General features: G+C 61.8%; 28 protein-coding genes. 8 read left to right on the forward strand and 20 right to left on the reverse strand.

The features are described 5' to 3' along the window. The first annotated feature begins 24 nt into the window (after nucleotides 1–24). Nucleotides 25–393, forward strand: a complete 369-nt coding sequence (locus R3C98_RS12000) for a PAN/Apple domain-containing protein (RefSeq protein WP_371314314.1) — start codon at nucleotides 25–27, stop codon at nucleotides 391–393. Nucleotides 394–398: 5 nt separating this feature from the next. Here the strand turns inward: R3C98_RS12000 and R3C98_RS12005 are convergent, their stop codons facing one another. The 3 genes from R3C98_RS12005 to R3C98_RS12015 form a co-directional block, all read right to left on the reverse strand. Continuing rightward, entirely contained in the window at nucleotides 399–1,997 is a 1,599-nt protein-coding gene (locus tag R3C98_RS12005) for a peptide chain release factor 3 (RefSeq protein ID WP_371314315.1), read from the reverse strand. Between the two features lie 68 nt (nucleotides 1,998–2,065). Then, entirely contained in the window at nucleotides 2,066–2,440 is a 375-nt protein-coding gene (locus tag R3C98_RS12010; RefSeq protein WP_371314316.1) for a hypothetical protein, read from the reverse strand. Nucleotides 2,441–2,568: 128 nt separating this feature from the next. Further along, on the reverse strand, nucleotides 2,569–2,916 hold the full coding sequence (locus tag R3C98_RS12015; RefSeq protein WP_371314317.1) for a DUF1491 family protein: 348 nt from the start codon (nucleotides 2,914–2,916) through the stop codon (nucleotides 2,569–2,571). A gap of 87 nt (nucleotides 2,917–3,003) precedes the next feature. On the opposite strand from R3C98_RS12015, the gene R3C98_RS12020 reads away from it, so the two are divergent. Further along, the gene (locus tag R3C98_RS12020; protein ID WP_371314318.1) at nucleotides 3,004–3,204 is read left to right on the forward strand and encodes a hypothetical protein; all 201 of its coding nucleotides are present in this window, start codon (nucleotides 3,004–3,006) and stop codon (nucleotides 3,202–3,204) included. A gap of 15 nt (nucleotides 3,205–3,219) precedes the next feature. Here the strand turns inward: R3C98_RS12020 and R3C98_RS12025 are convergent, their stop codons facing one another. Beyond that, the gene (locus R3C98_RS12025; RefSeq protein ID WP_371314319.1) at nucleotides 3,220–4,833 is read right to left on the reverse strand and encodes an ATP-binding protein; all 1,614 of its coding nucleotides are present in this window, start codon (nucleotides 4,831–4,833) and stop codon (nucleotides 3,220–3,222) included. A gap of 150 nt (nucleotides 4,834–4,983) precedes the next feature. On the opposite strand from R3C98_RS12025, the gene R3C98_RS12030 reads away from it, so the two are divergent. Next, nucleotides 4,984–5,982 carry a hypothetical protein gene (locus tag R3C98_RS12030; protein ID WP_371314320.1) on the forward strand — a complete coding sequence of 333 codons (999 nt, stop codon included), beginning with the start codon at nucleotides 4,984–4,986 and terminating at the stop codon, nucleotides 5,980–5,982. Between the two features lie 74 nt (nucleotides 5,983–6,056). Then, nucleotides 6,057–6,488, forward strand: a complete 432-nt coding sequence (locus R3C98_RS12035) for a SufE family protein (protein WP_371314321.1) — start codon at nucleotides 6,057–6,059, stop codon at nucleotides 6,486–6,488. On the opposite strand, the gene R3C98_RS12040 is transcribed toward R3C98_RS12035, so the two are convergent. The 16 genes from R3C98_RS12040 to R3C98_RS12115 form a co-directional block, all read right to left on the reverse strand. Next, a complete protein-coding gene (locus R3C98_RS12040) occupies nucleotides 6,455–6,865 on the reverse strand; it encodes a hypothetical protein (protein ID WP_371314322.1) in 411 nt (136 codons plus the stop codon). The two genes, R3C98_RS12035 and R3C98_RS12040, sit on opposite strands and share 34 nt — an antisense overlap. A 217-nt stretch (nucleotides 6,866–7,082) precedes the next feature. After that, a complete protein-coding gene (locus tag R3C98_RS12045) occupies nucleotides 7,083–7,448 on the reverse strand; it encodes a helix-turn-helix domain-containing protein (protein ID WP_371314323.1) in 366 nt (121 codons plus the stop codon). A gap of 103 nt (nucleotides 7,449–7,551) precedes the next feature. After that, complete coding sequence (locus tag R3C98_RS12050) at nucleotides 7,552–8,049, reverse strand: PAS domain-containing protein (protein WP_371314324.1); 498 nt, start codon at nucleotides 8,047–8,049, stop codon at nucleotides 7,552–7,554. 149 nt (nucleotides 8,050–8,198) lie between these two features. Next, the gene (locus tag R3C98_RS12055) at nucleotides 8,199–8,612 is read right to left on the reverse strand and encodes a MucR family transcriptional regulator (protein WP_371314325.1); all 414 of its coding nucleotides are present in this window, start codon (nucleotides 8,610–8,612) and stop codon (nucleotides 8,199–8,201) included. 135 nt (nucleotides 8,613–8,747) lie between these two features. Next, nucleotides 8,748–10,508 (reverse strand): Na(+)/H(+) antiporter subunit D, encoded by a 1,761-nt coding sequence (locus R3C98_RS12060; RefSeq protein WP_371314326.1) that lies wholly within the window; start codon nucleotides 10,506–10,508, stop codon nucleotides 8,748–8,750. Then, nucleotides 10,508–10,951, reverse strand: a complete 444-nt coding sequence (locus R3C98_RS12065; RefSeq protein WP_371314327.1) for a hypothetical protein — start codon at nucleotides 10,949–10,951, stop codon at nucleotides 10,508–10,510. Before R3C98_RS12065 ends, R3C98_RS12060 begins: the two co-directional genes overlap by 1 nt. Then, nucleotides 10,948–12,456, reverse strand: coding sequence for a proton-conducting transporter membrane subunit (locus R3C98_RS12070; RefSeq protein ID WP_371314328.1), 1,509 nt, complete (start codon nucleotides 12,454–12,456; stop codon nucleotides 10,948–10,950). Before R3C98_RS12070 ends, R3C98_RS12065 begins: the two co-directional genes overlap by 4 nt. Continuing rightward, nucleotides 12,453–13,985, reverse strand: a complete 1,533-nt coding sequence (locus R3C98_RS12075) for a monovalent cation/H+ antiporter subunit D family protein (protein WP_371314329.1) — start codon at nucleotides 13,983–13,985, stop codon at nucleotides 12,453–12,455. The genes R3C98_RS12070 and R3C98_RS12075 overlap by 4 nt, the downstream gene beginning before the upstream one ends. Then, nucleotides 13,982–14,506: a cation:proton antiporter subunit C gene (locus R3C98_RS12080; protein ID WP_371314330.1), complete on the reverse strand. Its 525-nt coding sequence runs from the start codon at nucleotides 14,504–14,506 to the stop codon at nucleotides 13,982–13,984. Before R3C98_RS12080 ends, R3C98_RS12075 begins: the two co-directional genes overlap by 4 nt. Before the next feature lie 3 nt (nucleotides 14,507–14,509). Next, the gene (locus tag R3C98_RS12085) at nucleotides 14,510–14,962 is read right to left on the reverse strand and encodes a Na(+)/H(+) antiporter subunit B (RefSeq protein ID WP_371314331.1); all 453 of its coding nucleotides are present in this window, start codon (nucleotides 14,960–14,962) and stop codon (nucleotides 14,510–14,512) included. Then, on the reverse strand, nucleotides 14,959–15,600 hold the full coding sequence (locus R3C98_RS12090; RefSeq protein ID WP_371314332.1) for a DUF4040 domain-containing protein: 642 nt from the start codon (nucleotides 15,598–15,600) through the stop codon (nucleotides 14,959–14,961). The genes R3C98_RS12085 and R3C98_RS12090 overlap by 4 nt, the downstream gene beginning before the upstream one ends. After that, nucleotides 15,600–15,971 (reverse strand): monovalent cation/H(+) antiporter subunit G, encoded by a 372-nt coding sequence (mnhG, locus tag R3C98_RS12095; protein WP_371314333.1) that lies wholly within the window; start codon nucleotides 15,969–15,971, stop codon nucleotides 15,600–15,602. The genes R3C98_RS12090 and mnhG overlap by 1 nt, the downstream gene beginning before the upstream one ends. Further along, on the reverse strand, nucleotides 15,964–16,260 hold the full coding sequence (locus tag R3C98_RS12100; protein ID WP_035583873.1) for a monovalent cation/H+ antiporter complex subunit F: 297 nt from the start codon (nucleotides 16,258–16,260) through the stop codon (nucleotides 15,964–15,966). Before R3C98_RS12100 ends, mnhG begins: the two co-directional genes overlap by 8 nt. After that, a complete protein-coding gene (locus R3C98_RS12105) occupies nucleotides 16,257–16,745 on the reverse strand; it encodes a Na+/H+ antiporter subunit E (RefSeq protein ID WP_371314334.1) in 489 nt (162 codons plus the stop codon). Before R3C98_RS12105 ends, R3C98_RS12100 begins: the two co-directional genes overlap by 4 nt. 98 nt (nucleotides 16,746–16,843) lie before the next feature. Then, nucleotides 16,844–18,046, reverse strand: coding sequence for a DUF2336 domain-containing protein (locus tag R3C98_RS12110; protein ID WP_371314335.1), 1,203 nt, complete (start codon nucleotides 18,044–18,046; stop codon nucleotides 16,844–16,846). Between the two features lie 75 nt (nucleotides 18,047–18,121). After that, entirely contained in the window at nucleotides 18,122–18,580 is a 459-nt protein-coding gene (locus R3C98_RS12115; protein ID WP_371314336.1) for a hypothetical protein, read from the reverse strand. A gap of 146 nt (nucleotides 18,581–18,726) precedes the next feature. Between R3C98_RS12115 and R3C98_RS12120 the strand changes: the two genes are divergently transcribed. From R3C98_RS12120 to R3C98_RS12135, 4 genes are read left to right on the forward strand one after another with little or no spacing between them, the layout of a single operon-like run. Further along, on the forward strand, nucleotides 18,727–20,178 hold the full coding sequence (locus R3C98_RS12120; RefSeq protein ID WP_371314337.1) for an MFS transporter: 1,452 nt from the start codon (nucleotides 18,727–18,729) through the stop codon (nucleotides 20,176–20,178). Nucleotides 20,179–20,235: 57 nt separating this feature from the next. Then, complete coding sequence (gene alr, locus R3C98_RS12125; protein ID WP_371314338.1) at nucleotides 20,236–21,291, forward strand: alanine racemase; 1,056 nt, start codon at nucleotides 20,236–20,238, stop codon at nucleotides 21,289–21,291. Continuing rightward, on the forward strand, nucleotides 21,269–22,081 hold the full coding sequence (locus R3C98_RS12130; RefSeq protein ID WP_371314339.1) for an MlaE family ABC transporter permease: 813 nt from the start codon (nucleotides 21,269–21,271) through the stop codon (nucleotides 22,079–22,081). Before alr ends, R3C98_RS12130 begins: the two co-directional genes overlap by 23 nt. Beyond that, nucleotides 22,078–22,842, forward strand: a complete 765-nt coding sequence (locus R3C98_RS12135; protein WP_371314340.1) for an ABC transporter ATP-binding protein — start codon at nucleotides 22,078–22,080, stop codon at nucleotides 22,840–22,842. Before R3C98_RS12130 ends, R3C98_RS12135 begins: the two co-directional genes overlap by 4 nt. The last annotated feature ends 33 nt before the right edge of the window (nucleotides 22,843–22,875 follow it).

Here is a 22,875-nt window from a genome sequence, read left to right on the forward strand (position 1 = left end):
GCCTGACAGATGGAGACGACGCCCATGCGCCTTGTACCTCTTATTGCATTTGCCTTGCTGGCTGCGCCCGCTTTTGCCGACACGCCCAGCATGAAGCCTGACAAGCCGGCGAAAGGACAGGAAGCTGGCGTCTATCGCTTCGGTTCCACCTACTCGGTTAGCCCAGCTGAAAACGCCTCCGCCTGCCAGTCGATTTGCGCGGAAGACGACAAGTGCGTCGCGTGGAGCTATATTGCGACTTACGAAGGCGCTGATGCGCGGTGTGAGTTGAAGCAGGGCGGCGGTAAAGCGCGGCCAAACCCGCTGGCAACATCCGGCGTGTCGCCCACGCTCGCAGCAAAGTTCATTCCGGAACCGAAGCCCGAACTCGAAGGCGGCCCGGAAGGCGAATAAGCGCCCTAGAGCGCGCGTTCTTTCGTTGCGGTGAAGCGGATGTCCGGGTTCTTTTCCTGGGCGTAGCCGACATCCCACGCATTCTTGGCAAGATAGACCGGCGCATCGTCGAGGTCCGTGCCTGAGGCGGACTTGTTCTTGTCCAGGAAGGCTTCCAGCACTTTCGGATCGTCACACGCCAGCCAGCGCGCGACATTGTAAGGCGCAGGCTCGAACACTACTTCGAGGTTGTACTCCGCCGCCACGCGCTCGATCATCACTTCGAACTGCAGCTGGCCGACGGCGCCGACGATCATGTCGGACCCGATGGTCGGCTTGAACAACTGGGTCACGCCCTCTTCCGCGAGGCTTTCGAGGGCCTTGCGCAAGTGCTTTGCTTTCATTGGGTCTTTCACGCGTGCCCGGCGCAGGAGTTCCGGCGCAAAGTTCGGGATGCCCGCGAACTTGATATCTCCGTTCTCGGACAGGCTGTCACCGACGCGCAGCTGGCCATGGTTCGGCACGCCGATCACATCGCCCGCATAGGCTGTCTCGGCGATCTCACGGTCCTGCGCGAGGAACATCATCGGATTGTGGATGTTCAGCTGTTTGCCGCCCGCCGTCTTCAAGCGCATGCCGCGCTTGAACTCACCCGAGCACAGACGAAGGAAAGCCACGCGGTCCCGGTGGTTCGGATCCATGTTCGCCTGGATCTTGAAAACGAAGCCCGACACCGTGTTGTCGCCCGCATGGACGATGATCGGTTCGCCCTTCTTCTCCGCCTTCTGGTCGCGCGGCGGGGGCGCATAGGCATGAAGCGTGCGAAGCAGTTCCAACACGCCGAAATGGCGGAGTGCCGACCCGAACACGACCGGCGTCATATGCCCGCCAAGGAACGCTTCCTTGTCGAAGTCCGGCAGCAGGCCCGTTGCCATCTCCATGCCTTCGGAGAGTTCGCCATAGACGCTCTCATCAAGGTTTGCCTGAAGCGTGGCCTCATCGCCGGCAATTCGCGGCGCGGTGCCAATCTTCGGCGCCTCTCCCGGGCGGCGTTCGAACTGGATCAGTTCCTTCGTGGCCAGGTCGATCATGCCAGAGAAGCGCTGGCCGCTGGCGGCGGGCCAGTAGAGTGGCGCGGTATCCAGCTGCAGCTTTTCCTGCACTTCATCCAGCAGCGCGATCGGGTCCTGTGCCTCACGGTCCATCTTGTTGATGAACGTCACGATTGGGATGTCACGCAGACGACAAACTTCGAACAGTTTCAGCGTCTGCGGCTCGATACCTTTTGCAGCGTCCAGAACCATGACGGCGCAGTCGGCCGCGGTCAGCGTGCGGTAAGTGTCTTCGGAGAAGTCTTCGTGGCCGGGCGTGTCGAGCAGGTTGAAGACGAGGTTCTCGAACTCGAACGTCATGACGGAGGCCGAGACAGAGATGCCGCGGTCGCGTTCGATCTTCATCCAGTCGGACGTCGTACGTCGCGCTTCACCGCGCGCAGCCACTTCCCCGGCCGCACGGATGGCCCCGCCGGCCAGCAGCAGGTTCTCCGTCAGCGTGGTCTTGCCCGCGTCAGGATGTGAGATGATGGCGAAGGTCCGCCGGCGGGCGGCTTCTGCAGCGTGGGACATGTTGAAACGGCTCGTCTTTTACAGGCCGAGGCCCTAGCCGATTTGGGCCGCAGATAGAAGGGCCGGTATCAGGCGGCTTTCGGCCAGATCTGTTCGAGGTCCGGCGCCTGGCCTTCATGCTCGTGGCGCTCGCGCAGGCTGGCAAGGATGGTTTCCGGCAGGATCGTCAGGCGGGCCTCGCCGACACGCTTCTCTTGCACCGGGAAGAGTGCAGCATTTGCACCGGTCTTGGCGATGATCAGGGCCGCAAGGTCTTCGACGAGGCCCACTTCCATCGCGACGCCTTCCTCGACATGGGCCGACACGACCCGCGCGACGAATTCCAATGCCTCGCGCGCCCGCATGCTCGACGGGTCTCCGCAGCCCAACACTTTCCAGCGCTTCGACAGATGGATTTCAGGTATCGCCACGTCGACGATCTGTTCGTTCAAGAGAAACAGCATAACCCCGCCTTGCCCAGTATCCTGATTCGATTTTCAAGCTGCCCGCGCGGGGTTAGCGGGCGGTTAACGCAGGCTTGCCGGATGCAAAGGAATTTGCCGGATGCTGCGACAGGATTCAGGCTCCTTTTTCAGGAACCTTCCTCGACATGCTCGGTCAGGAAATGGCGCCCTTCCCTGTCCTCGATCTCGATGACCCAGAGATCGCTATCGCGTTTGCGGGCACGGGCGACATAGTCATCCACTTCGCGCTCCTCAGGCCCCACGCCCTGCGCAGCGAGGTTCATGAAGATGCGGTTACCATCCATGTCCATCGACGGGACGTAAGCTGCTGCGGTCCCGTCCAGGCGGGCGACCTTCAGCAAGACATCGCCGCGATCATCGTCGCCATGCTGCACGATGAAGCCCGACGCCCCCGCAACTTCGGCCCGGCGTATCAGGGCCTCGATCCAGAGGCGGGTGGGCAAACGTTCCATCATGGCGGGGCTCCTTCGAAACGGCACGATGCTTGCAGTTTCCAATCCAGTGTTAACGCACTGGTAACGACCGACGGAAGGGGCCAGAGCATGAAAAGCAGTGACCTGATCCTGCTCGCACCAGCCATCGCCTTCGCCGGTGGCCTGACAGGGCTCATCCAGCACGCGAACTATCCAGGCGACGTCCTGTTCCTCAGCACGTCTATTGTTCTGTTCGCGATCGGCGCCGCAATTTTTGGCGGCCTGTTCCTGCTGGTGCGGGCGAACCTGCCGGAAGACGAAGACGTCTAATTCCTGACGCAAGGATTATTGCGCGGCATCGTCCATGGGTTCGATGTCGGCATCGTGTGCGCGCGGCAGGGTAACGGACACACGTGTGCCCTTGCCGAGAGTCGAGCGGATTTCGATTTGTCCGCCGTGCAGCTCTGCGAAACGTTTGACCACGGCGAGCCCCAACCCGGTGCCCTTCACGCCGCGTGCGTTGCCGCCCTGGGCAAATGGCTCCAGGGCGAGGCTGACATCTTCCTCACTCATGCCAGCACCCTTGTCGGTGACGGACAGGATTGCGGCATTGCCGCTGATCTCTGCGTCCAGCACCACAGCGCTACCGCTGTCCGAATATTTGATCGCGTTGGAGACGAGGTTTTGCCAGATCTGACGCACGGCGCGCGCATCCGCCTGGGCCCAGACCTCCTCATCTGCTTTCAGGCGCAGCTTCACCCCGGCCCGTTCGGCCTGGTTCTCCAGCTGCCGGATCACCGAATGCGCAAAGGCTGACAGGTCCACCGGTTCGGGCTCCAGGCGGTAACGTTCGGCATCGGCCTTGGCGAGGTCCAGCATATCCTCGACCATGAGGAGCAGCTCCTGCCCGCTATCATGGATGATGGCGGGATAGTCCTGATAGGCTTCGGGAAGCGGGCCGCGTACACCATGGCGCATCATGTCGGCATAACCGATGATGGCGTTCAGCGGCGTCTTCAGATCGTGGCCCATAGACGCGAAAAACGCCGTCCGCTGCCGAACAGCATCACGTGCATGCGCCTCGGCATCGACGGAGGACTTATTGTCTTCCTGCGCGGGCCGATCGATCAGCATCAGATGGATGCCGCCCTCATATGGCGTCGAGCAGAACGCAATCTTGCGACCGTTCGCAAGTTTCGCCTCCCCTGCCATCGTAGGTGTGCCAAGCAGTTTCGACGGCGGCGTCGAGGCATCCAGAATATCGCGCAGCAGAGTGCCGGCGCCGATCGACGGCATGCCGAGCCGGTCGCCATCGGCACCGCGGATCATGCCATCAGGCGTCACATCCAGCAGGAGGACGCCGGAATCTGCAGGCACCGGTATGGTCGCTTTCGCCGGATGGGAAATTTCGGCCAATGGGTATTGTTCCTCTGCCGCCGCGTTTTGTTCCCGCCCGTGGGCGAGGTACCATACCAGCAAGGCACAGGTGACCAGCGCTGCAAAAGCCAGCAGGCGGGCAACGCTTGAGAAGCCCGTAACGGCCTCGCCCATCGGCAGAATCCCGATTTCGGACAACAGGATTGCCACGAAATAGGCCCCGGCACCGAAGATCGATGCTTCCGCTGCCATGCCTGAATTTTCGAGATTCAGCGCCACCAATGGCGCGACCACAAAAAGAACCGCCAGTGGAGACATTGCTGCACCGCTCAATGCGAGCGCGAATGCCGCAAACACAGTCCACGTAATCACCAGAAACGACGGGGCAAACTGGTTCAGAAGCCTGTCAGGCCCGAGCAGCAGATAACCCGCAAATCCGGGCAGGGCTGCCAGCCCCAGCCAGGCGAACGACAATGCCTCTCTTTCGCGCGACACGAGAATGGAACAGGCGACCGCAACCACCATGGCCAGCCAGCCAAGGTGTATAATCCGTAATCTCTGACGCTGCTTTTGGGGCAACATATTAATACCCCGGTGAGATTCATTAGGCATTGTGACGGTGTCGGCGGTTTCTTGCTGTATTTGTAATGCAAGAAGCGGGCAAGCTGCTGTTCCCCCCTTGGGGAAGTTCAGGCAGACAGTATCGTGTGACGCGTGAGGGAGTGAGCGAACATGAATTCCATCAGAATGATCGGGGCTATTGTTGTCGCTATGGGGATGGCTCTCGGAGCCTCCGCACAGGAAGTCCAAACCGAAGAAAAGAAATCTGGCGACGCGATCTCGGAATCCGCCGCCGTTTATGCCACCTACCAATCCGAAGTGACGGACGTGAAAACCAAACCGCTCGGCTCTGCCGGCGATATCGATCACGCGCTGAATTCACTTGGCGGACACAATCCGGACCAGCTTTCACAAGGCTGGATCTCCTATTCTGCGCTCATCGCTTCTCAGGACCCTGAGTATCGCGCTGCCGTGCGTGACATTGCGGACTTCTATGGCCGCGATGCCATGATGAACGGTCTTGCCAATGACGTGCGCTATGCCCGTACGCTGAATGGCGGTGACACGGCTGTCAGCGCTGCGCTGGCCGCAACCGAAGCCGACAGCCGCCGCCTGACCAGCGCCGCCGCCTTTGTGAAGGAACAGGCCTACTCGCTGCAGGCTTCCGGCTGGGCCAAGGCCAAGATCGGCAATTCGCGGGCGAAAGCCACGACGCTCGACAAGATCCAGAAGGCCGGCATCCCGGCCAGCCAGCCGCTGGTCAACGCCTTCAGCGCGTCTGACATTGACGGCGTGCTGGTTCAGGCTGGCGTCGCCGGCGCCCCATCGCTGTGGGACAATGTCTCGTCCGCCGCAAGCGCCGTGCGCTTCCCGGTCGCGGTGACCTCCGGGCTCAAGCTCAATCGCAAGCGCGTGAAGTACGGCAAGGAGCCGATCGCAGACCAGATCGCCACGCTCGCCGCTTTCCGCGTCATGGGTTCTGAAGCCGCCACCCCGGCGCAAATGTCCAGTGCCATGTCAGAACGCGAAACTCGCGGCTGCATGAACATGGCCAATCTGAATCTGCAACAGTGCGTTGCCGCTGCAAACCAGCAGTACGAAGTACCTTTCTGTATCGGAGAGCACGCGCTCGCCGATGTGGGTAAGTGCATTGGTGGGGTCTACCAGTAAGCCCCTTCCATCTCTCAACCTTCACCCCCGGGGCCCATGGCCACCGGGGGTTTTCTTTTGGGCCTGGATGCCCCATGTCAGCGCCCATGAGCATTGCCGAAACCGCCGCAGACATCCGTGAAGACTTCTCCTGGCTCGAAGACTGGGAGGCGCGCTACGCCCACATCATCGATCTGGGCAAGGCGAACCCGCCGCTGGAGCCGCATGAGCGGACGGAAGAAACCCGCGTGCGCGGCTGTGCCAGCCAGGTCTGGCTGGTTACAGGCTGGGAGGATGGCAGGATGGTGCTGCGCGCCGAGTCCGACGCGATGATCGTATCCGGCCTGATCGCCCTGCTCGTCCAGCTTTATTCCGGTGCCACACGGGAAGAGATCCTGTCTTTTGATGCCAAGGCCTTCCTGGACGAAATCGGCGTCAGCGGCGCGCTGACGGCCCAGCGCTCGAACGGCCTTGCCTCCATGCTGGCACGCATTCAGGACGACGCGAACGCCCTGCCCACATCCTGACCCCAACCCGTAAGGCGATAGACTCCGGCCAGCTCCACCAGCACACCTCGCGCGTCTTCCAGTCCGGCGCCCGTTCGTTGGCGAAGCGCGGACAGTGTGAACCTGTCCAGCACCAGCATCTCCGCCATTCCAGCCATGTCGGGCCCGAGCACCCGCTCCACCGTCAGAAGCCTGTTTCGGGCCGCGGATAGGACTTTCGGATCATTCGTCCGCAGCCGCCCGGGCGAAGCTGCGAGATGGTAGTCGGCTTCGAACCGCCCAGCCGCCGCGCGCAGGCGAATGCCCAATGGGTCTGTGCTTGCAAGATGAGCCAGCACACGAACCCTGACCAGACAGGCCGCCGGTGCCATGTCGGGCAACGGTACCTCGAGCGACATACCGTCTGCCTGTATCAGACGGTCCGGATCATCCCGGAAGGAAGCCAGGACGCAAGCTGCTTTCAGACGCGCAACCACATGAGCCGGGACGCGCCCGCACCGACTGCTCCGCTCATCTGCCCACTGATGAACCCGGAAAGAGGCACCATCCCGGACGATTAGTCCTCCCGCACACACAAGGCGCCTGGTACGCCAGCCTGACAGGACACGATCGCGCTTAGCCGGCACAGGCAATCCTCGCATCCTCGAATGAGGTACCGCCCAGAACCGAGACGCTGCACAGGCCGACGGACAATTGCTCCACCCAGAGATCGAAGTCCGGGTCGTCGCGCAGATCCTCGATGACGTGGCAGGCATAGGCGACGGTCGACCGGTCGCGGCCGAAGGCGTGGGCGACGCGGCTGAGGCTCATCCCGAGGCACGCGCGCAGAAGGTACATCGCGACTTGTCTCGCCCGTGACTCGGCGGCGGAACCGCGCCCGCCACCCAGCACCTCCTCCGCTTTCAGCCCGAGCGCATAGGCGGTCAGAGCACCGGCGAGATAGGCACGGTCTTCATCTTTACGGGGATCGAAATCCGACAAGTCATCCTCCTGCTGTCTGGAACAGGCAGAAGACTACCCGAGATCAGGCAGTGTAGGATAACTTTCCTATGCGCGCAATGCCGGCCCCGGCCCGGCAAGGGATTCAGGCGGCGTGCAAGTTCGATTTCTGGTGGATAGCCGCGCCACCCGGCGGCGTGAGCAGCAGGCGGCGGCTGGTGAGCTCCTCGTCATGGCACAGCACCTGGTTGATCCGGCCATCCGCGCCCGCCAGCGGCAGGCGAAGCCAGGCATGCAGCCGCTCCCCGGTTTCGATGACGCCGCCAACCGGCGTACCCCGGTCGATCGCGGCGGACAGGCCGAGTGCATAGGTCTCAGCCGCGGTACCGGCGACATCCTCGATCCGGCGACCGCGCGCCTCGAAGCCCAATAGGTCACGCAGGCGGGAACCTGCAATCCGGAAGCGCCCTGCGCCCGATTCGTCGAACTCCACGATGGAAATGCTGGCCAGCACGGACCGCAGGTGTCCCGGGTCAATCGAATCGCGGCGCGGCACACCATCCGATTCGCCCAGACGGCACCAATAGTCGACGAGACTGCGCTGGACAGCCGTTACGCCTCTGAAAACATTCTGTTTCGTCATCTTCAGCCACCCCCGTGGTGATTCGATAGAATCACCTATCGCGCGAGTTGCAGGTCCGAATCAAGAGTCTTTGTGATGTTTTGTTAACCAAGATTACCGGAATATTTCGTTTCGCTTCCGGAACAACAAGTATTCGCAGCCCTGTTCTTTTACTTTTCTGCGCGGCCAAGGCCCATCTTCTTGGCGAGTTTTGAGCGCTGGCGGGAATACCCCGGCGCGACCATCGGATAATCCGCCGGCAACCCCCATTTCGCCCGGTAATCTTCCGGAGACATGTCGTACGCCGTGCGAAGATGGCGCTTCAGCGACTTGAACTTTTTCCCGTCCTCCAGGCAGATCAGGAAATTATCAGAAACCGATTTCGCAACAGATACAGCAGGTTCGGGCATCTGCACCTGAGGTTCGCCGCTGGCAATGTCCGCGAGAGATCTGTGTACCAGACGGATCAGGTCTGGCAGGTCAGCGGATGCCACCGTGTTGTTGCCGACATAGGCGGCGACGATTCTTGACGTACTTGCGACCAGATCCTGCTGGTCTTGCTCATCCGCAATAGTGCCTGACATCTGCCTTGCCCCCCCAAAGCCCGCTTACCGGCTAGCACTTCGTGAGAAAGTGGAAAACAGAAATCCCGAAATAGCAGGCGCGGCGCCCGCCAGAACAGCGAGGACCGCGCCAGTGATCAAATTTCAGGCAGTTCTCTAGCCGACCGCCATGAATGACAGGAGCAGGACGATGCCCAGCAACGCCGCCGTCCAGATCGTCATCGCGCCGTTCAGCACGCCGCCACGGGCCAGTTCGCCCCGCGGGCTGAACGCCGCCTCGATCCAGTTGTAGGCCCGGCTGGTCAGCCGGAAGAACGCAGCCGTCATCGCCGGGCCGGCCTTGCCCCAGACCGTCCCGGCCCAGGTGACCAGGCTGTAGCCCACCTTGCGGTAGGACCAGTCGCTGTCGAGGATCACGCCGCGCTTCTCCGGCGGGTAAACGTGGAAACGCTTCAGCAGGACGAAGGCAAAGATCGCGAAGATCAGCAGCTGGAACTGCGTGATGATGTGATCGAACGAGAACAGGTGGTGATGGGAATAGCCCATCGCCTCCTCTCTGTAAGGCAGCAGGCCGTATAGCCATTCATGGCCAAAGCCCGGGAACAGGGCCGGCAGGCCAAGGAAGATGCAGAGGAAGGCAGCGATGCCCATGGCGAGCAGCATGTTGAACGGCGCTTCCTTCACGCGCAGGCCGCTGTCGTGGCCGAAGAAGGCGTAATACGGGATCTTGATGCCCGAGTGTTCCAGCACACCGGCCGAAGCGAACATGAGCATCAGGAAGATCACGGCATAACCGGCGGTGGCGACTTCCGATATGATCATCGACTTGGTCACAAAGGCCGAGAACAGCGGGAAGGCTGAGATCGCCATCGCGCCGATGATGCAGAACAGGGTCGTCCACGGCATGGAGCGGTGCAGCCCGCCCAGCTGGCTCGCCTTCACCGTACCGGTACGATAGAGCACGGCGCCCATCGACATCATCAGCAGGCCTTTAAAGAAGATATCCGCAAAGGCGTGAGCCGCGACACCGTTGATAGCCAGCGGAGTGCCGATACCGACACCGCAAACCATGAAGCCGACCTGGTTGTTGATCGAGTAAGACAGCACGCGGCGCAGATCATTCTCGATCACGGCGAAGAAGACCGGGAAGACGGTCATCGTGGCACCGATCCAGACGAGGTGCTCCTGCCCCGGGAACATGCGCGCCAGCGCATAGACGGCCAGTTTCGTCGTGTAGACCGACAGGACGACAGAGCCGACGACCGTCGCCTTCGGATACGCATCCTGCAGCCAGTTGTGCAGCAGCGGGAATGCCGCCTTGATGCCAAACGCGATGAAGATGAACAGCACGCCCGGATCGGAAAGATCGGTAAAGGCCTCCAGCGAGAGATCCCCGCGCGACTTCAGGACGTAAGCGAGACCGTTCAGCAGCAACACGCCGGACAGGACCTGCACGCCCAGATACCGCATGGCGGCGTAATAGGCCGCCTTGGTCTGCGCCCGCAGGATCAGGAAGACGGAGCTGATCGCCGTCAGTTCCCAGAACACGAACAGGGTCATCAGATCGCCCGCGAGCGTCGCGGCGACAGCGGCCCCGGCATAGAACAGCGCGGCGCCATCCTGGATCCGGTCATCGGAATGGAGGGCGTAGATGCCGTTCAGCACAGCGGCGATCAGGAACGCCAGGCTGAAGATGAAGTTCAGCGCGTCGACGCGGTAGAGCACCATTTTCAGGCCAAGCACCTGCGTTGTCACGAGATCCGCGTTCTGCGGTGCGGTCACAAGCAGCGCCAGCGCCAGCAGCGGCGCAGCAATCGTGACCACCTGACGCGCCTGGCGCATGGTGATGAAAAGGCTCGCAATGCCTGCGATAATCAGCACCCAACCGGGATTGAGACCTGCCAGCATGGACGGCATCACGCGTCTCCCTCGGAAGTGTGGTGCGGCGCCGGCAGATCGTCTGCCATCGGGGCCTCCGGATCGACGCCCTCAGGCGGTCCGCCCGCATCGCCGTAATAGTTTTCGTCCCGGCGCAGCATGTGGCCCAGCGGCCAGCCCATGATCACGGCGAACGCGAAGCAGACAAAGCCCCACACGCCATAGAAGCCGGCATAGTTCGCGAAGTTCAGATACTCGTGCCGTGCGTGGAAGAAGTCGACGGAAATGACGGCCAGCGCCAGGACCAGCAGCGTCCAGAAGATGATGTTGCCGATGCCCTTGCGGTGCGTCCAGCCGAACAGGATCTGCGACAGCGGGTGAATGCCGTCTTCGGATGGCGTGTGCAGATTGTGCACGGACTCTGCGGCGCGCTTCACGAAGCGGCCGGAGCCGTCACGGCCATTTTCGGTCGGGTCGCTCATGGCTGGCCTCCATCCGCGATGTATTCGACGCGATCCCCGACGGTCGGGGACAGGAATTTCGAAATCGGGCCGACCGCAAAGAACAGGATGATGCACAGCGTGGCTGTGATCAGCGGCGCGACAACTGTGGGCATCGGTGCCCCGTCAGGACGTTTGAACGGTTTCGGCTCCTTGGTGCCGGGCGGTGGCAACAGGGCCATCAGCGGGATCGGCAGCAGGTAGGCGATGTTCAGCAACGAAGAGGCGATCAGGACCAGCGACAGGTAGACATTTCCATGGTCGATGGCGCCCTGCATCAGCTCGTATTTCGGCCAGGCCCCTGCGAAGGGCGGCAGGCCGATGATCGACATGGAACCGATCATGAAAGCGATGAACACCAGCGGCATCTTGCGGCCAAGGCCGCGCATGTCGGAGATATTGGTCAGGCCTGTGGCGACGTAGATCGCGCCCGCACACATGAAGAGGGTCATCTTGCCAGCAGCGTGCGCGGCGATCTGGAGGCTGCCGCCGAGCCAACCGGCCGGGTCCGCCAGCATGGCACCGGCCACGACGTAAGACAGCTGCGCAATCGTCGAATAAGCGAGACGCGCTTTAAGATTGTCCTTGGTCATGGCGATCAGCGATCCGACCACCATGGTGAAACAGGCCACCCAAAGCACGAACTCCCGCGCGGGCGTCGCTTCCAGCAGGTCTGTCCCGAAGATGAAGATGGCGATCTTCATGATCGTGAACACGCCGGCCTTCACAACGGCCACCGCGTGCAGCAGGGCCGAGACAGGCGTCGGCGCGACCATGGCGTTCGGTAGCCAGAAATGGACCGGCATCAGCGCAGCCTTGCCGACGCCGAAGGCGAACAGGATCAGCAGCGCGCTGGCCACAGCCGGGCTGATGTCCGCCCCGGCCAGAAGGCCGCCCGGAACGAAGTCCAGGTTCTGTCCGGCAAGCACCCAGGTCCACATCACGGCCGGCAGCAGCAGGCCGATCGAGGTGCCCATCAGGGTCAGCAAATAGATGCGCCCGCCGCGCTTGGCCGCGGCATCGCCCTTGTGGGTGACCAGCGGGAATGTCGAGAGCGTCAGGACTTCGTAGAAGACGAACAGCGTGAACAGGTTGGCCGACATGGCGACGCCCAGGGCGCCGAAAATAGCGATGGCGAAGCAGATATAGAACCGCGTCTGGTTCCGCTCGCGGTTCCCGCGCATGTAGCCGACCGAATAGAACGAGTTCACGATCCAGAGGCCGCTGGCCACGAGCGCGAACAGCATGCCCAGCGGTTCCAGCTTGAAGGCGAGGCTGAGGCCGGGCGCCGCCTGGCCGAGGTTCAGTTCAGGGCGCTCCCCGCCAGCCACATGCATGGTCAGCAGGATGATCACGACAAACAGGAGGCCTGCGCCGGTAAAGGTCACCCCTTCCCGCAGGTTTGGCGACCAGCCCATCACGGCGATGCCAGCCGCAATCAGCAGCGGCAGGACAAGTGCGGCGAGGATCAGGGTCTCAGGGCTCATCGGAACGCCTCCACGCCGAAGGCCGCAGCGGCTGCGCTACGCGCAAGCTGGAACGGGAAATCCGCGGCTATGCCGAAATAAAGATTGGCCAGGGCCAGGGTCCAGAGCGGAACCAGCAGGAGGACGGGCGCCTCCTTGCGCGTCTTTCGCGGATTGACCGGAGGCTGGAAGAACACCGCCTCCAGAACGCGGCCCATATAGATCACCGCGAGGAAGGACGAGAAGACGACGAGGCCGACCGCCCACCACAGGCCCTGATCGAACAGCGCGAAGCCAAGCTGGAGCTTCGACTGGAAGCCTGCGGTCAGCGGTACGCCGATCAGTGACAGCGCAGCAATGGCAAATGCCGTCATAGTCCACGGTGCGGACCGTCCTAGTCCGGCAAAGTCGCGTATAGTCGTGCCCTGGTAGGTCAGAACCACACCGGCGACCGCCATGAACAGCGCGCCTTTCATCATGGCGTGGTTGATCAGATGGAAGAGACCAGCCGACAGTCCCGCCGTCGTGCCGATGGAGACGCCGAGGATCATGTAGCCCACTTGCGCAACCGAGGAGTAAGCGAGGATCCGGCGGACATCGGTCTGGAATACCGCCTGGAAGCTGCAGATCACCATGGCCGCAATGCCGAGCGGCATGAGGATCGCGCTGAAAGCAGAGATCTCGAACCCGTAGTCCGGACGGAACACGGTGAACAGGAACCGGATCAGCGCATAAAGCGCCACCTTGGTCGCCGTCGCCGACAGGAACATCGTCACGAAGCTGGGGCTGTAGGAATAGGCGTTCGGCAGCCACTGGTGCAGCGGCCACATGGCGGCCTTCAGGCCGAGGCCAACGAGAATGAACGCAAAGCCCGCCTGCACGCTGCGATGCCCGGCCAGTTCCGGAAGCAGCGTAGACATGTGGTACATGTTCAACGTGCCGGTCGCAGCATAGAGGAAGCCGATCCCGATAATGTAGAAGCTGGCGCCCAGCGTGCCCATGATGAGGTAGTTGAACGCGGCCGGCAGGGCCCGGCGGTCCCGGCCCGAGCCGAGCGCAACCAGAACATAGGTCGAGATCGACGAAATCTCGAGGAAGACGAACAGGTTGAACGCATCGCCCGTGATCGCCACTCCGTTGAGACCGGCGAAGCAGACGAGGAATGCGGAATAGAACAGCGACCGCTTCTGCTTGGGGATTTCCGCTTCCACAGTCGGCCATGAGAAGACCGATGCCAGCAAGCCGATCGTCGTGACGATCAGCAGGATCATCGCATTCAGCGCATCGACGCGCAGCTCAATACCGAGTGGTACAGGCCAACGGCCAACCTCATAGGAAACGACACCAATCGGCGATGTCTGAACAAGGCCAAGCAGGATGATCGCAAACAGGAAGCTGATGCCCGTCGCCGCGACGGAGATCAGCCACGCGATGCGGCCGCTCGGCACCAAGGCCAGCAACGGCGCCAGGAACAACGGCACCATGACGAGCAGCGGCGCGGCATGCGTCTGCGCCCAGGCTGGCGCTGCATTCGTAATTGCTTCGATCATGCGGTCGCCTCACTCACGGCTTTTTCCGCTTCGGCGTGCTGGGCCAGCGCGGTTTCAAGATCGATTTCATTCACTTGGTCATTCTCGATCGAGCCATAGGCTTCGCGGATACGCACGACGAGGGCGAGGCCGACCGACAAGGTGGCCACGCCGACGACGATGGCTGTCAGCATCAGGACGTGCGGCAGCGGATTGGAATATGTATTGGTCAGGTGCGCCACGCGGTCGGCATGTTCCCCGCCTGCGGCCAGCACGGCGTCTAGCGCCGCATGGCCACCTTCTGCTTCTGCACCGTGACCGGCACCGTGATGCTCAATGGCATCGTCACCGAACAGGATCGGCGCCGTACCGCCGGACACCTTGCCGAGTGTAACGTAGAACAGGCAGATCGTCGTCTGGAAGAGGCCGAGGCCGACCATCCGCTTGATCAGGTTCTGCGATGCAAAAGTGATATAGAGGCCGATCATCATCAGGACGATGACGACCCAGTAGTTCGCGCGTTCGAGCAGGAATTCCAGCATGGCTTACCAGTCCTCGTCGCGGATTTCGGCCACGCGGCCAGCAAAGGCGTAGAAGATCGTCAGCATTGCGCCAGACACGCCGCACAACACACCAAGCTCGATCCCGAGGATACCGATATGCTGGCCATGGTGTTCGCCCGGCGGCTCATGAAACAAGGCCTGGTATTCCAGGTAGTGACCGCCCTGCAGCAATGCCCAGAAGCCGACGCCGGCATAGATCATCACACCGACCGCAGCGAGCGAACGGGTGAAGACTGGCGGCACGGCGCGCATTGCCGCGGGGACGCCGAAGACGAGTGCGTAGAGGATCACAGCGACGGCGATGATGACACCGGCCTGGAAACCGCCGCCCGGGCCGAAGTCACCGTGGAACTGAACATAGAAAGCAAACATGGTGATCACGGGGATCAGCATCTTTGCGATGACGCGCAGGATGACGTGATGATCGGTATTCATGCGGGATCCTCGTCGCTGGCCGCCGAGACCTTATTGGTGCGGCGCTCGCCCGAACGGCCCTCATTGCGAATGCGTTCAGCCAGCGAGCGCTCGCCAAAGCCGAGCAACAGCGCGACCGCGAGACCGGCGGTAAACACAACGCACGTCTCACCCAGCGTATCGAAGCCACGATAACTGCCGAGGACAGGCGTCACGACGTTCGGAATGCCGGTTTCGAACCAGGCGACCTGAAGATAGGTCAGCCCCACGCCGGCGTTTGCCGGGGAAGACGCGTCGCCAAGTGCCGGGAGGTCTACCGTTGCGTAGATCAGGGCGGCGCCGGTCGCGAGACAGACAAGCAGCGGTCCAAGACGAAAAGCAAGTTTCTCGGGCTTTGCCGTGCGCGAGGTGAGCAGCATGGCCCCCAGCAGAACGACAGTCGACATGCCAGCGCCCACAGCCGCCTCGGTAAAGGCAACGTCCACTGCATCGACAGCGACATACCATGCGGCTGAAACGAGAGAGTAGATGCCTGACAGCATCACGATCGCGAACAGGCTGCGCATCCGGGCAATCGCCACGGCGGTCGCGAACAGGATGGCGAGCAGGAAAATGTTGACGAGGACGACACCGAAGTCGCCGTTGAACATGCTGTGCATCAGGCGTCCTCCCCTTCTCCGTCCGACGCACCGACACGGCCGATGATTGGCTGGACCCCAGCGGTATGCGCCGCATTGGCCAGCGCGTGCGACGCGGTCGGGCTGGTCAGGAAGATGAAAACGCAGATCGCGAACAGCTTGGAAATCACGAGCCAGCCGGGCGACAGCAGCATCATGCCGATCAGCACCAGCCCTGCTCCGGACGTATCAGTAATCGAAGCTGCATGAAGACGGGTGTAGATGTCCGGAAAGCGCAGGACGCCCACCGTGCCGATCACGCAGAGAATGGACCCACCGAGGCACAGAAGCGCGCCCAGAGGGAAGCGGATCACCTCCCAGTATCCATGAAGGTCAGCGAACAACTCAGCCATCAGCATTGCCTCCCTGCCCGCGGCGCACCAGCGGCACCTGGAACGACCGGTAGCGGAAGAACTTCAGGATCGCGATCGTCGAAACGAAGTTGATCAGTGCGTAGGTGATGGCAATATCGAGGAATTCGGGACGGTCCATCACAAAACCAAGCAGGCCGAGTGCCAACACGGTTTTTGTGCCGAACGAGTTCACGGCAAGGATGCGGTCATAAAGCGTCGGCCCGATGAAGGCGCGCAGCAGGAGCAGCGCCATACCGAACAGGATCGCGATTAGCGCGGCGGCGATCATGCAGCAGCTCCCTTTCCGTCAATCGCGCGGGCGGAGCGCTGGTCCATTTCAATGAAGGCTTCCGGCTGGGAATCCTGTTCGTACAGTCCGTGCACCAGCAGCTTGTCGCCTTCGATCTCCACCGTCACGGTGCCGGGCGTCAGCGTGATCGAGTTGGCGAATGTGACCTTGGCGAGGTCCGACTTGCAGATCGTCTTCACCTTCACCAGCGCTGGCGCGATATCGAGGTCAGCTTTCACACAGGCGCGGATAACGCTGATGTTCGCCTTGACGATCTCCTTGGCCAGCCAGGGGAAGTAAAGAAGGAACCCGACGAGGCGCACATAGGGCGAGCCTTCACGGTCGATGATGTCCAACCTGTAGGCCAGAATACACGTTACGATGAGCGAGATGCCGCCCAGAGAAAGAATCATCGGGGTGTTGTGGCCGGACATTCCGAGCCAGAACGCCGCCAAAGCCAGTACCAGCCCCAGGAAATACGCCACGCGCAACCCTCTTTTGATCGCCCTTAACCGGGACAGGGACTAAAGGGGGAAACAGGTTTTGAAAAGCCCGTTGGAGACTGTTTTGCAGTTTTGAACGGTTATCTGCCAAAAACCAGACGTGCAGTCCGCTGTGCAGCCGAGAACTCTGCTTCTTCATTCGCGGCCTCGGGCATCTCCGTTCCGCTTTGTACCGCGCCTGGCGAATAGGCGGAAGACAATGCCCAGTTCCAGTAACGCAATATGGTCTGCGCCTTCGCTACGCTCAAAAGCTCATAAACTTCAGAGACATGCTTGAATTGGGGATGGACCACTCCCTCCTCAATTTCGAGCTCTTTCTGTAATGCCACCCACAGAACGGGCAAGAAATCGCGCTTCACACCGGTGGCCTTGCATAGCACGGCGAGCGCCTCTCCCCCCTCATCGCCCAAAATCTTGGCAGCAGTGACCGGTTTTACCCCCGACAGGTATCCGATCTCCTGTGAGGTTTGGGCATCCATACCGTTCAGGGCAGCTGCGTTGATCGCACTTTCCAGACTGTCGAAAGGGCTGCGCTCCAGAGCAGCACGATTGCGCTGGCGGCGCTCGATCAGCTGGATCGCCTTGCGCGCCACCGGATCGGCCCACTGCTCTTCCGCCATCATTTCGAAGACGTCCTTGCAGGAGTCGATGATTTCCAGCCGGTCTGATGCGTAGCGCTGCAGGATGCGCTTCCGGGTCGCTCCATCGGCCCACCAGAACAAGGTCAGCGCATGCGACGGGATCGTCTCCAGCCGTTCTGCAATCAATGGACAAAGCTCCGGCACATCGCGGGACCGCCGGACGAGCTTGTCGATCGCCTGCTCCGGCAGTTCGGCGCCCCGGTTTACGACCAGCTCTTTCAGGACATGATCCTCGCCGGCATCGGCGAGATAATCGCTGACCATGCCTGGAACGATCTTTCGCTTCGCAATGGCAAGGCGGTGATCAGGCGTGCCGGTCATGGCAACGTCCCGCAGGTCGCAGGCGTCGAAAGCTTCATTCAATTCGAGAAGTGGCGCCGCGATCTTGTAAGGGCATTGCGCGAGATAACGCAGAAGGCGCCGCGGGGCTTCCTTGCTTTCAGCGAGGCGCCGCGCACACAGGGCGCGATCGTCATTGTCGGCGTGGAACAGCATGTCGAGCAGAATGTCCGCGGCCATATGGCGGTCTTGCTGGGTCAGCCGGCCGCTGGAAGGCATCGAAACGATATCCACAAGGCGACGGAACAAAGTGTTCCGCGCGCGCCCCGTGCGTGGCTTTTCGGCCTGTTCGATCGATTCCATGTCGAATTCGTATCCGTTGAACCGGGAAAGGGTCGCAGGAAACAGTTAACGAGGAGTGGAATGCGCGCTTGTCAGCTAGCCTCGAATACGGCCCGGATGCACGACCATGACCAGCAGGCTAGCCACTAGCATCAGGATCGACAGCATGAACAGCTGGCCTCCATCCGTCGCTGTGCTTGCAGGATCAAGTGAAACCGGGATTTCCCGGCCAAGCCAGGGCGAAAGATGAAACGCAATAGCTGCACCGCAAACCAGCGCGGCCACCGCTGCCCCGACGCGCCGGGAGAATGGTAAAAGCAACAGGAAGCCGGCGAAAAGTTCGACGATCGCGATCACGAACCGTCCAGCCGGCTCGAACAATGATACGCCTGAACGTTCGGCGATGGTCTGGAAGACAATATTCTGACCCGGAGCATCGAACAGTTTCACAGAACCCTCCGGCGGATCCGGCAAGGGGGCAATCGTCGACTGGATGAACATGGCGATCAGGAACAGCACGAGCGCCCAGCTGATGAGATGTCTGAATATACGCATGGTTCACCCAGAAAACCGGTAGGTGGAACAAGGCTACCGGGCGGGACGCAGTAGTGCAACTGGCTGAAACCCGGCGTTTCTGTGGCGAAGCGGGCTTTCCATCCCTGCCCGGCCTACATAATGTCCCGCCTCAAGCGGGAGGTTGAATGGAAGAACAGGTCGAATCCATTGCCGATGAGATTACCGAGGACGCGGCGGGCGACGTCACGTCTCCGGTCAGCGGTGTCAGCGAAGCGCTGACGGCGGGCGCCTCGCTTCTGTCGACAGCCAGCCACTGGCGCGCCCGGCGCATTCGCCGGGTCGTGAAGATCGAGCTGCCGGCCTATCTTCTGGTCCAGTGCAGCTGGTTCATGGCGTTCGGCCTCCAGATGGTGCTGTTCCCTTACCTGATTACCGATGCCAACCACCTGCACCGGGATGGCCTCGCATTGGGGCTCGCTAATATGGCCCTTTCCGGTCCTTCAGTGATTTTCCTTTTGCTGGGCGGCGTGGTGGCCGAGCGGGCAGACGGCAAACGCCTGCTGATCCTGCTGCACCTTCTGGCAGCCGCCCCGGCACTCGCGCTGGCAGCCTTTGTCTGGAAGGGCACGCTCACCTATCCGGCCATGATCGCCTATGGCCTCACCATCGGCACTGTGGGCGCCTTCATGATGCCTGCACGTGATTCCATCGTGAACGAAGTTGTGGAACGCCGCGCCCGGGTGGGGTCCGGCGTGACGCTGCAACTCGGGGTGACGCTGGCAACGATGGCGCAGTTTGTCGCCCAGATTGGCGGCCTGATCATCGGCGGTTATGCCGACAAGCTGACAAAAATGCCCGACTGGATGGGCGGATTCGGGATTGGTCCGATCCCGGCAGAGCAACTCCTCTTCATACAAGGCAGCGTCCTTGCATTCGGCGCCATTTTCGCACTCTGGCTGGGCAAGGGCCGCCAGTTGCTGAGCAGCGGTCGTGGTGTCAAAGGCGCCCTCGCCGATATCGCCGACGGCTTCCACGCTGTCCGGTCAGATGGCAAGCTGTGGGCGATGACGGCGCTGATGTTTGGCGTCGGCATCTTCGTAATCGGGGCCTTCCTGGTCGTGCTGCCCATCGTCAACCGGGACATCTACGGCTTCGGCCCGGATGGCATTCGGGACATGTTCGTCACATTCTGGATGGGCGCATTCGTCTCGTCGGTCGTGCTGTCCATTTTCAAGCGTATCAAGCGGCAAGGCCGGCTGTTGCTGATCGCCCAGTTCCTGGCGTCTCTCAGCATTCTCCTGATGATGTGGCCGATCCCGCACTGGGGCTTCCTCGCCATCGTTTTCGTCTGGGGACTCGCCGCCGGTATTTCCATCGCCATGAGCCGCTCCATCGTCCAGGACGCCGCGCCAAAGGAAAAGCTCGCGCGTGTGCTGTCGATCTACCAGCTGGGCTTCATGGCGGGGGCTCCGTTCGGCGCCTTCCTGATGGGCGCGCTGGTAGATCTGTTCGGCCCGCAAAAGATCGCCATCGTACCGGCAGGCGGCATGATTATCCTTATTCTCTGGATGGTTTTCTTCACGCCGGTCTGGAACATGAAGGGCTCTGCCTGGCTCGCGCATCGCGAAAAGGCCTGAAAAGGGCCGCCATTGCCGGGCTGACATTTGGCCAGAAGCCAATTAACCCCTGCAGATATGTCGTCCCAGCCTCGCGCCACCGTTCACCTGAACAATATCGTCGCCAACTGGCGCACGCTGGCCGGGCTGAACCCCAAAGCGAACACTGCCGCAGTGGTAAAAGCGAACGCTTATGGCCTCGGTGCGGAACGCGTCTCATCCGCGCTCATGGCTGCCGGGTGTGATACCTTCTTTGTCGCCTACCCCGAAGAAGGTGCGGCGGTGCGCAAGGCGGTCGGCCCGGCGCCGGCCATCTTCGTCCTGAACGGGCCATCCTCGTCCACAATGCACCTGTTCCACGCGCACGCCCTGACGGCGGTTCTGAACAGCCAAGTGCAAATCCGCCTCTGGGCCGATGCACAAGGCCTCCCCTGCGCGCTGCACTTCGACACGGGCATGAACCGGCTGGGCCTACCCGCCAACGTGCTGGACACCGATGGCGACGCGCTACGCGCCCTGAACCCCGTTCTGGTTATGAGCCACCTCGCCTGCGCCGATGAACCGGATCATGAGCTGAATGCAATCCAGCTCGCCGCGTTCAGCAAAATTTCTGCCGCTTTCCCCGGCGTGCCCGCAAGCCTTGCAAATTCGGCCGGTTGCTATCTTGGACGCGACTACGGATTTCAGGTCGCCCGGCCTGGCATCGCCCTTTATGGCGGCTCCACCCCGCCCGCGCGTGTCAGCATCCAGCACGCCGTGACGCTGGAAGCGGAGATCCTGAGCGTGTTCCCGGTCAAAGCCGGAGAAACCGTCGGGTACGGCGCGACGTTCACCGCACCGCAGGACATGTTGCTGGCGACCGTCGGGCTTGGTTATGCGGACGGCGTGCTGAGATCGGCGTCTAACTGCTTCATCGGCTGGCTGGATGATGTGCCTTGCCCGGTGACCGGCCGGGTGACGATGGACCTCATCACGATTGATGTATCCAAAGCACAGCAATTGGCAAAAGCAGGCCGGCGCGTTGAATTCCTTGGCTCGCATGCCAAACTCGAAGAACAGGCCGCGCGGGCCAACACGCTTGGCTATGAACTACTCACAGGACTCGGGACTCGTGTCGAACGCCTCCACCCGTAAACGCGGGATCCCCAATCCGCTGGCCTGGATCGGCGCGGCGACACTCGGTCTCTTCGCGGAGATCGGCCGCCTGGCCGTGTTCGCGGCCCGGGTGAAGGCGGCGGCGTTTTCACCGCGCTGGTATTTCGGCCAGATCTGGAAGCAGATCGTCCAGATCGGCTTTTTCTCCCTGCCGGTCGTGGGCATGTCCGCCATCTTCATCGGCGCGGCGCTCGCCCTGAACATCTACCAGGGCAGTGGCCGCTTCGGCGCCGAACAATTCGTCCCGAACATTGTGGTGCTTGGCATCACGCGCGAGCTTGGCGCGACGATCACAGCCCTGATGCTGGCCGGACGCGTCTCAGCCGGTATTTCAGCCGAAATCGGCGCCATGCGGGTGACCGAACAGATCGACGCCCTGGAATCCCTCTCCGCCTCGCCCTACCGCTATCTTTATGCACCGCGCTTCCTCGCCGCGCTGATCGCCCTGCCCCTGCTGGTGCTGGTCGCCGACATTATCGGCGTCATGGGCGGCTGGGCCGTGTCCGTCTTCGGCCTCGGCTTCGACTCCACGGTCTATCTTCGCAACACGCTCGACTTCGTGACCCGCAATGACATCCTGACCGGCCTGATCAAGGCCGTGATCTTCGGCGCTGTAATCGCGCTGATGGGCTGTTACCAGGGGGACAAATCCAAGGCGGGCGCCACAGGCGTCGGCCGCGCGGCGACCCTGTCCATGGTTGGGGCCGCCGTGCTGGTGCTGGCCGCCAACTATGTCATGTCGACCATCTTCGTGGAGATCGGACTGTGACGACGCCTATCCTCAGCCTGCAGAACGTCGAGAAGCGTTTCGGCAAGAACCATGTCCTGCGCGGCGTAACGCTGGACGTGGCTCCCGGCGAAAGCCTCGTCGTGATCGGCGGTTCGGGCTCTGGCAAGTCCGTCATGCTCAAGAACGCGCTCGGCCTGATGACGCCGGACTCCGGCCAGATCCTGTTCAACGGCGAAGATGTAACACAGGCGAAAGGCAAGACACGCGCCCGCATGCGCGAGCGGGTCGGCATGCTGTTCCAGTCCGGCGCGCTGTTTGACTCCCTGACGGTCTGGGAGAACGTCGCCTTCCGCCTTGTGAATTCCGGCGTGGTCAGCCGAACCAAAGCGAAAGACCGCGCCATCGAGACACTGAGCAAGGTGCGCCTCGGATCAGACGTGGCAGACCTTTACCCGGCAGAGATTTCTGGCGGCATGCAGAAACGCGTCTCGCTGGCCCGTTCGATCATCTCCAAGCCGGACCTGATCTTCTTCGACGAACCGACCACGGGCCTCGACCCGATCACGGCGGATGCGATCAACGACCTCATCATTGAACAAGTACGGGGCCTCGGCGCCGCCACGGTGACCATCACCCACGACATGGCCTCGGCCCGCAAGATCGCCGACGACGTCGCCATGCTGTTCGAAGGCGAGATCATCTGGCGCGGCAAGGCATCGGAAGTCGACAATAGCGGCAACCCCTACGTCGACCAGTTCGTACACGGACGCGCCGAAGGCCCTATCCAGCCCGCGCTTTAAGGTCTTCCTTCAACTCGCAAACGCCCCTATTCC

It is taken from the genome of Hyphomonas sp. (assembly GCF_041398465.1).
Taxonomy (GTDB): Bacteria; Pseudomonadota; Alphaproteobacteria; order Caulobacterales; family Hyphomonadaceae; genus Hyphomonas.

Excerpts from the sequence above, each read along its gene's own strand:
- R3C98_RS12000 (WP_371314314.1), top strand. The coding sequence starts at position 25 with ATGCGCCTTGTACCTCTTATTGCATTTGCCTTGCTGGCTGCGCCCGCT.
- R3C98_RS12005 (WP_371314315.1), bottom strand. The coding sequence starts at position 1,997 with ATGTCCCACGCTGCAGAAGCCGCCCGCCGGCGGACCTTCGCCATCATC.
- R3C98_RS12010 (WP_371314316.1), bottom strand. The coding sequence starts at position 2,440 with ATGCTGTTTCTCTTGAACGAACAGATCGTCGACGTGGCGATACCTGAA.
- R3C98_RS12015 (WP_371314317.1), bottom strand. The coding sequence starts at position 2,916 with ATGATGGAACGTTTGCCCACCCGCCTCTGGATCGAGGCCCTGATACGC.
- R3C98_RS12020 (WP_371314318.1), top strand. The coding sequence starts at position 3,004 with ATGAAAAGCAGTGACCTGATCCTGCTCGCACCAGCCATCGCCTTCGCC.
- R3C98_RS12025 (WP_371314319.1), bottom strand. The coding sequence starts at position 4,833 with ATGTTGCCCCAAAAGCAGCGTCAGAGATTACGGATTATACACCTTGGC.
- R3C98_RS12030 (WP_371314320.1), top strand. The coding sequence starts at position 4,984 with ATGAATTCCATCAGAATGATCGGGGCTATTGTTGTCGCTATGGGGATG.
- R3C98_RS12035 (WP_371314321.1), top strand. The coding sequence starts at position 6,057 with ATGTCAGCGCCCATGAGCATTGCCGAAACCGCCGCAGACATCCGTGAA.
- R3C98_RS12040 (WP_371314322.1), bottom strand. The coding sequence starts at position 6,865 with ATGTCGCTCGAGGTACCGTTGCCCGACATGGCACCGGCGGCCTGTCTG.
- R3C98_RS12050 (WP_371314324.1), bottom strand. The coding sequence starts at position 8,049 with ATGACGAAACAGAATGTTTTCAGAGGCGTAACGGCTGTCCAGCGCAGT.
- R3C98_RS12055 (WP_371314325.1), bottom strand. The coding sequence starts at position 8,612 with ATGTCAGGCACTATTGCGGATGAGCAAGACCAGCAGGATCTGGTCGCA.
- R3C98_RS12060 (WP_371314326.1), bottom strand. The coding sequence starts at position 10,508 with ATGCCGTCCATGCTGGCAGGTCTCAATCCCGGTTGGGTGCTGATTATC.
- R3C98_RS12065 (WP_371314327.1), bottom strand. The coding sequence starts at position 10,951 with ATGAGCGACCCGACCGAAAATGGCCGTGACGGCTCCGGCCGCTTCGTG.
- R3C98_RS12070 (WP_371314328.1), bottom strand. The coding sequence starts at position 12,456 with ATGAGCCCTGAGACCCTGATCCTCGCCGCACTTGTCCTGCCGCTGCTG.
- R3C98_RS12075 (WP_371314329.1), bottom strand. The coding sequence starts at position 13,985 with ATGATCGAAGCAATTACGAATGCAGCGCCAGCCTGGGCGCAGACGCAT.
- R3C98_RS12080 (WP_371314330.1), bottom strand. The coding sequence starts at position 14,506 with ATGCTGGAATTCCTGCTCGAACGCGCGAACTACTGGGTCGTCATCGTC.
- R3C98_RS12085 (WP_371314331.1), bottom strand. The coding sequence starts at position 14,962 with ATGAATACCGATCATCACGTCATCCTGCGCGTCATCGCAAAGATGCTG.
- R3C98_RS12090 (WP_371314332.1), bottom strand. The coding sequence starts at position 15,600 with ATGCACAGCATGTTCAACGGCGACTTCGGTGTCGTCCTCGTCAACATT.
- mnhG (WP_371314333.1), bottom strand. The coding sequence starts at position 15,971 with ATGGCTGAGTTGTTCGCTGACCTTCATGGATACTGGGAGGTGATCCGC.
- R3C98_RS12100 (WP_035583873.1), bottom strand. The coding sequence starts at position 16,260 with ATGATCGCCGCCGCGCTAATCGCGATCCTGTTCGGTATGGCGCTGCTC.
- R3C98_RS12110 (WP_371314335.1), bottom strand. The coding sequence starts at position 18,046 with ATGGAATCGATCGAACAGGCCGAAAAGCCACGCACGGGGCGCGCGCGG.
- R3C98_RS12115 (WP_371314336.1), bottom strand. The coding sequence starts at position 18,580 with ATGCGTATATTCAGACATCTCATCAGCTGGGCGCTCGTGCTGTTCCTG.
- R3C98_RS12120 (WP_371314337.1), top strand. The coding sequence starts at position 18,727 with ATGGAAGAACAGGTCGAATCCATTGCCGATGAGATTACCGAGGACGCG.
- alr (WP_371314338.1), top strand. The coding sequence starts at position 20,236 with ATGTCGTCCCAGCCTCGCGCCACCGTTCACCTGAACAATATCGTCGCC.